6 protein-coding genes are annotated in these 6,080 nt (G+C 73.4%); all 6 read left to right on the forward strand.

Annotated features, from left to right (window positions below; all coding sequences use genetic code 11):
- Nucleotide 1: 1 nt before the first annotated feature.
- The gene (gene cysD / locus UWG_RS0116060; protein ID WP_016908244.1) at nt 2–952 is read left to right on the forward strand and encodes a sulfate adenylyltransferase subunit CysD; all 951 of its coding nucleotides are present in this window, start codon (nt 2–4) and stop codon (nt 950–952) included.
- Nucleotides 952–2,310: a sulfate adenylyltransferase subunit 1 gene (locus UWG_RS0116065; protein WP_016908245.1), complete on the forward strand. Its 1,359-nt coding sequence runs from the start codon at nt 952–954 to the stop codon at nt 2,308–2,310. The genes cysD and UWG_RS0116065 overlap by 1 nt, the downstream gene beginning before the upstream one ends.
- Before the next feature lie 164 nt (nt 2,311–2,474).
- Nucleotides 2,475–3,596 (forward strand): ABC transporter substrate-binding protein, encoded by a 1,122-nt coding sequence (locus UWG_RS0116075; RefSeq protein WP_016908247.1) that lies wholly within the window; start codon nt 2,475–2,477, stop codon nt 3,594–3,596.
- A gap of 70 nt (nt 3,597–3,666) precedes the next feature.
- Nucleotides 3,667–4,497, forward strand: a complete 831-nt coding sequence (locus UWG_RS0116080) for an ABC transporter ATP-binding protein (RefSeq protein WP_016908248.1) — start codon at nt 3,667–3,669, stop codon at nt 4,495–4,497.
- Entirely contained in the window at nt 4,484–5,434 is a 951-nt protein-coding gene (locus tag UWG_RS0116085; protein ID WP_016908249.1) for an ABC transporter permease, read from the forward strand. Before UWG_RS0116080 ends, UWG_RS0116085 begins: the two co-directional genes overlap by 14 nt.
- 30 nt (nt 5,435–5,464) lie before the next feature.
- Nucleotides 5,465–6,080, forward strand: a 616-nt coding sequence (locus UWG_RS0116090) for a sirohydrochlorin chelatase (protein WP_016908250.1), incomplete at its 3' end; no start/stop codon positions are given.

Raw genomic sequence — 6,080 nt, forward strand, 5'->3', positions numbered from 1 at the left:
CGTGACGACGGCCACCACACCGCTGGAGTCGAGCGGACCCGGCGCGGGCGGAAGCGGCTACGCACTGACGCACCTGGAGGCGCTGGAGTCGGAGGCGGTGCACATCTTCCGCGAGGTCGCGGGGGAGTTCGAGCGCCCGGTGATCCTCTTCTCCGGAGGCAAGGACTCCATCGTCATGCTCCACCTGGCGCTGAAGGCGTTCCGGCCGGCCGCGGTGCCGTTCGGGCTGCTCCACGTGGACACCGGGCACAACTTCCCCGAGGTGCTGGAGTACCGCGACCGCACGGTGGCGCGCCACGGGCTGCGGCTGCACGTCGCCAGCGTCCAGGAGTACCTGGACCGCGGGGAGTTGAAGGAGCGCCCCGACGGCACGCGCAACCCGCTCCAGACGCGTCCGCTCCTCGACGCCATCGCGCGGAACCGCTTCGACGCCGTCTTCGGCGGCGGGCGGCGGGACGAGGAGAAGGCGCGCGCCAAGGAACGCGTCTTCTCGCTCCGCGACGAGTTCGGCGGCTGGGACCCGCGGCGGCAGCGCCCCGAACTGTGGCAGCTCTACAACGGGCGGCACGCGCCGGGCGAGCACGTCCGCGTCTTCCCGCTGTCGAACTGGACGGAGCTCGACGTCTGGCAGTACATCGCGCGGGAGGGGATCGAACTCCCCGCGATCTACTACGCGCACGAGCGGGAGGTCTTCGCGCGCAGCGGCATGTGGCTGGCGCCCGGCGAGTGGGGCGGGCCCGGGGAGGGCGAGCCCGCCGAACGCCGGCGGGTGCGCTACCGCACCGTCGGCGACATGTCCTGCACGGGCGCGGTCGACTCGGACGCCGACACGCTGGAGAAGGTGATCGCGGAGATCGCCGCGTCCCGGCTCACCGAGCGCGGCGCCACCCGCGCCGACGACAAGCTCTCCGAGGCGGCGATGGAAGACCGCAAGCGCGAAGGGTACTTCTGATGTCCACACCCGCATCCGCCGAAGAGCGGGACGCCGTACCGGCCGAGACGGAGCTGCTGCGGTTCGCCACGGCCGGCTCGGTCGACGACGGCAAGTCGACACTGGTCGGGCGGCTCCTCCACGACTCCAAGTCGGTCCTCGCCGACCAGTTGGAGGCCGTCGAGTCCGCGTCCCGCAACAGGGGGCAGGAAGCGCCCGACCTCGCCCTCCTCACCGACGGGCTGCGCGCCGAGCGCGAGCAGGGCATCACCATCGACGTCGCGTACCGCTACTTCGCCACCCCGCGGCGCCGGTTCGTCCTCGCCGACACCCCGGGGCACGTGCAGTACACGCGGAACATGGTGACGGGCGCCTCCACGGCCGAGCTCGCCGTCGTCCTCGTCGACGCGCGCAACGGCGTCGTCGAGCAGACGCGCAGGCACGCCGCGGTCGCCGCGCTGCTGCGGGTGCCGCACGTCGTCCTCGCCGTCAACAAGATGGACCTCGTCGACTACGCGGAGCCCGTGTTCGCCGCCATCGCCGAGGAGTTCACCGCGTACGCGGCCTCGCTCGGCGTCCCGGAGACCACGGCCGTCCCCATCTCGGCGCTGGAGGGCGACAACGTGGTGGTGGCCTCGGCCCACATGGACTGGTACGGCGGCCCGACCGTCCTGGAGCACCTGGAGACCGTCCGGGTCGACCGCGATCCGAGCGACGACCCGGCGCGCTTCCCCGTCCAGTACGTGATCCGCCCGCAGACCGCCGAACACCCCGACTACCGCGGCTACGCGGGCCAGGTCGCCTCCGGCGTGCTCCGCACCGGGCAGCGCGTCGCGGTGCTGCCGTCCGGCCGGACCAGCACCGTCGCGGGGATCGACGTGCTCGGGCGGGAGGTGGACGAGGCGTGGGCGCCGCAGTCGGTGACCGTGCGGCTTGCGGACGAACTCGACGTCTCGCGGGGCGACATGATCGTGCCGGTGGACGCCGCGGTGGGCGCCGTGCAGGACGTCGAGGCGACCGTCTGCCACCTGGACGACGAGCCGCTGCGCCCCGGCGACCGCGTCCTGCTCAAGCACACGACGCGCACCGTGAAGGCGCTCGTCAAGCGGATCCCCTCGCGGCTCACCCTCGACGACCTCTCGCCGCACCCCGAGCCGGAGGCGCTGGAGGCGAACGACATCGGACGCGTCGTGCTGCGCACCTCCGAGCCGCTGCCGCTCGACCCGTACGCGGACTCGCGGCGCACCGGCTCCTTCCTCCTCGTCGACCCGGCCGACGGCACGACCCGCACCGCGGGGATGGCCGGCGACCCGTTCGCCGGGTCCGCCGGCGACACCTCCCCGAGCCCCCGACGGGACGACGACGGCTGGGACTTCTGAGATGAGCGCGGCGGGAGAGGTCTTCTCGACCTTCGACAAGACGGGCGGCCGCATCGGCAGCGGCGCGCTCGGCAGCGGCCAGGGCGGCGTGGGGCGATGTGCGCGCTGAAGCGCCCGTCCCGTACGTCCCGTTCCCTTTTGTCACGCACCGAGAGGACCACTCCGTGGCCACCCAACTCCTGTCCGGGCTCCGCTCCCCCCGCCGCCGCAGACTGCTGATCCCGCTCGCCGTGCTGCCGCTCGCCCTCACCGCCTGCGGGTACGGCTCGCAGGCGGCCGACGACTCCGCCGACGGAAAGGCGGCGGGCGGCGAGAAGGTCGGCGGCCTCGACGAAGTGAAGATCGGCTACTTTCCCAACGTCACCCACGCCACCCCGCTCGTCGGGCTCGGCGGGGACGGGCGGATCGCCGAGGAGCTCGGCGGCACCAAGGTCTCGACGCAGGTCTTCAACGCGGGACCCTCCGCGATCGAGGCGCTCAACGCCAAAGCCGTCGACATGACGTGGGTCGGCCCCTCGCCCTCGATCAACGGCTACGTGAAGTCGGGCGGGAAGAACCTGCGGATCGTCTCGGGGGCGACGTCGGGGGGCGCGTCGCTCGTCGTCGACCCGAAGAAGGTCTCCTCGCTCGGCGACCTCGAGGGCAAGAAGATCGCCACGCCGCAGCTCGGCAACACCCAGGACGTGGCGCTCCTCGACTACCTCCGCCGCAAGGGCATCGACGTCAAGGCCGAGACGGGCGAGGGCGACACGCAGGTGCTCCGGCAGGACAACAAGGAGATCCCGACCACCTTCCAGCAGGGCGGCATCGACGGCGCCTGGGTGCCGGAGCCGACCGCGTCGAGCGTCGTGGAGCGCGGCGGCAAGGTCCTCCTCGACGAGCGGAAGCTGTGGGAGGACGGGCAGTTCGTCGTCACCAACCTCGTGGTGCGCCAGGACTTCCTCAAGCGGCACCCGGAGGTCGTCGAAGCCGTGCTCCGCGGGTCCGTGCGCACCAACGCGTGGATCGGGAAGCACCCCGGGAAGGCGAAGGAGCGGATCAACTCCGCGCTGGAGCGGGACGCGGGGAAGCCGCTGCCGAAGAAGGTCCTCGCATCGGCCTTCGAGAAGATCGACGTCACCGACGACCCGCTCGCCTCCACCCTCCGGGACCAGGCCGACCACGCCGTGCGCGCGGGGCTGCTGAAGAAGCCGGACCTGAAGGGCATCTACGAACTCGGCCCCCTCAACGAGGTGCTCGAGTCGGAGGGCGCGGAACCGGTCGACGACGCCGGACTCGGCAACTGACGTACGACGCGGGGCGGTTCACGCACGAACCGCCGCGTCCCCCACGCACACCCCACGGGAGGTGACAGCGATGCCCACCACTCTCAGCGCACAGGACCCGGAGGCCGCGGCGCGGCCCCGGGCCGGAGACCAGCAGGACCGGCAGCGACAGGCAGGCTACGCGGCACAACTCGACGGCGTCTCCAAGTCCTTCGGACGGCCGGGGGCGCGGCAGCAGGTGCTCGACGGGATCTCGCTCGACGTCGCGCCGGGCGAGTTCGTCACGCTCCTCGGCGCCTCCGGCTGCGGCAAGTCCACGCTCCTCAACCTCGTCGCCGACCTGGAGTCGCCGACCGAGGGCACGATCGACGTGCCGGGCGGACGCCCGGCGCTGATGTTCCAGGAGCACGCCCTCTTCCCGTGGCTCACTGCGGGACGCAACATCGAGCTGGCGCTGCGGATGCGCGGCGTACCGAAGGCGGAGCGCAGGCAGGAGGCCGAGCGCCTGCTTACGCTGGTGCGGCTCACGGGCGCGTACGGCAAGCGCGTCCACGAGCTCTCCGGCGGCATGCGGCAGCGCGTCGCGCTGGCGCGCGCCCTCGCGCAGGACAGCCAACTGCTGCTGATGGACGAGCCGTTCGCCGCGCTCGACGCGATCACGCGGGACGTGCTCCACGAGGAGCTCACCCGGGTGTGGGCCGAGACCGAGGTCTCGGTGCTCTTCGTCACGCACAACGTGCGGGAGGCGGTGCGCCTCGCCGAGCGGGTGGTCCTGCTCTCCTCCCGGCCGGGGCGGATCGCGCGGGAATGGCGGGTCGGCATCCCGCAGCCGCGGCGGATCGAGGACGCCGAGGTCTCCGGGCTCTCCGTGGAGATCACCGAGGAGCTGCGGGGGGAGATCCGCCGACATGGCCGGCACTGAGACCGAGAGGCCGCCGGAGAGCGGAGCCTCCCCCGCCGGCGGGGCACAGAAGCGCGACGGGGCGCAGGGGCGCGACGACGCGGCCGAACTCGCCGGCCTGGAGGCGGGACTCGACGCGCTCGACACCCGCGCCCAGGCCCGCATCCCGCTCGCCCGCACCCTGCGCGAGAAGGCGCTCCCTCCTGCCGTCGCCGTCGTACTGGTGCTGGCGCTCTGGCAGTCGGCGTTCGCGCTGGAGCTGAAGCCCGACTACCAGCTCCCGAGCCCGCTGATGGTCTGGGACGCGCTCGCCGAGGAGTGGTACAAGGGCACCATCCTCGGGGTCGTCTGGCAGTCGGTCTCCCGGGGCGCGCTCGGCTTCCTCGTCGCGCTCGTCGTGGCGACGCCGCTCGGGCTGCTGGTGGCGCGGGTCAAGGTGGTGCGCGCGGCGATCGGCCCCGTGCTCTCGGGGCTCCAGTCGCTGCCGTCGGTCGCCTGGGTGCCGGCCGCGATCATCTGGTTCGGGCTCACCGACGCGACGATCTACGCCGTCGTGCTCCTCGGTGCCGTGCCGTCCATCGCCAACGGCCTGGTGGCGGGCGTCGACCGCGTCCAACCGCTCCACCTGCGGGCCGGGAAGGTGATCGGGGCCACCGGGCTGCGCGGAGTGCGGCACGTGCTGCTGCCCGCCGCGCTGCCGGGGTACGTCTCCGGGCTCAAACAGGGCTGGGCGTTCTCCTGGCGGTCCCTGATGGCGGCCGAACTCATCGCCATATCGCCGGAGTTGGGCGTCGGCCTCGGCCAACTGCTGGAGACGGGGCGGGTCTACCAGGACATGCCGCTGGTCCTCGGCGCGATCCTCCTCATCCTCCTCGTCGGCATCGGCATCGAACTGCTCCTCTTCGCCCCGATGGAGCGCCGTGTGCTCCGCAACCGCGGGCTGCTCGCCGCCCGCTAGCCGTCCGTACCGTCGATCCGGCAGGTTCCGATGTTCCACGCACGCGTACCCGCGGGGTCTTCCCCTGCGCTGCTCCTCACCGCGCACGGCAGCCGCGACCGGCGGCACGCCGAGACCGTCGCGGCGATCCGTGCGGGGGTCGCCGCGGCCCTGCCCGGAGTGCGCGTCGAGGCCGCCTTCCTCGACTTCGACGCGCCCACGGTCCACGGCGCACTGGCGCGCCTCCACGGGGACGGGGTGCGCCGCGCCGTCGCCGTCCCGCTGCTGCTCTCGCACGCCTTCCACGCCAAGCACGACCTGCCTGCCGTACTGGCGGAGGCGGCCGCGGAGCTGCCGGGGCTCGCCGTCCGCCAGGCCGGCGTGCTCGGGCCCGACCCGCTCCTCCTCGACGGGCTCGAACGGCGGCTCGCCCAGGCCGGGTCGGGCGCGCCGCGGCTCGGTGAGGAGCGCGCGGAGACCGGCGTCGTGCTGGCGGCCGCCGGCTCCACCGACCCGGAGGCGAACGCGGTGCTCGTGGAAACCGCGCGGGAGTGGGAGCGCACCACAGGGTGGTGCGCGGTGCGTCCCGCGTTCGCCTCCGCCACGCCCCCGCGCACCGCGGACGCGGTGCGCGCGCTGCGCGCCGACGGGGCGCGGCGGGGCGCCG

Origin of the sequence: Streptomyces xiaopingdaonensis (assembly GCF_000262345.1) — a bacterium.
Classification (GTDB): domain Bacteria; phylum Actinomycetota; class Actinomycetes; order Streptomycetales; family Streptomycetaceae; genus Streptomyces; species Streptomyces xiaopingdaonensis.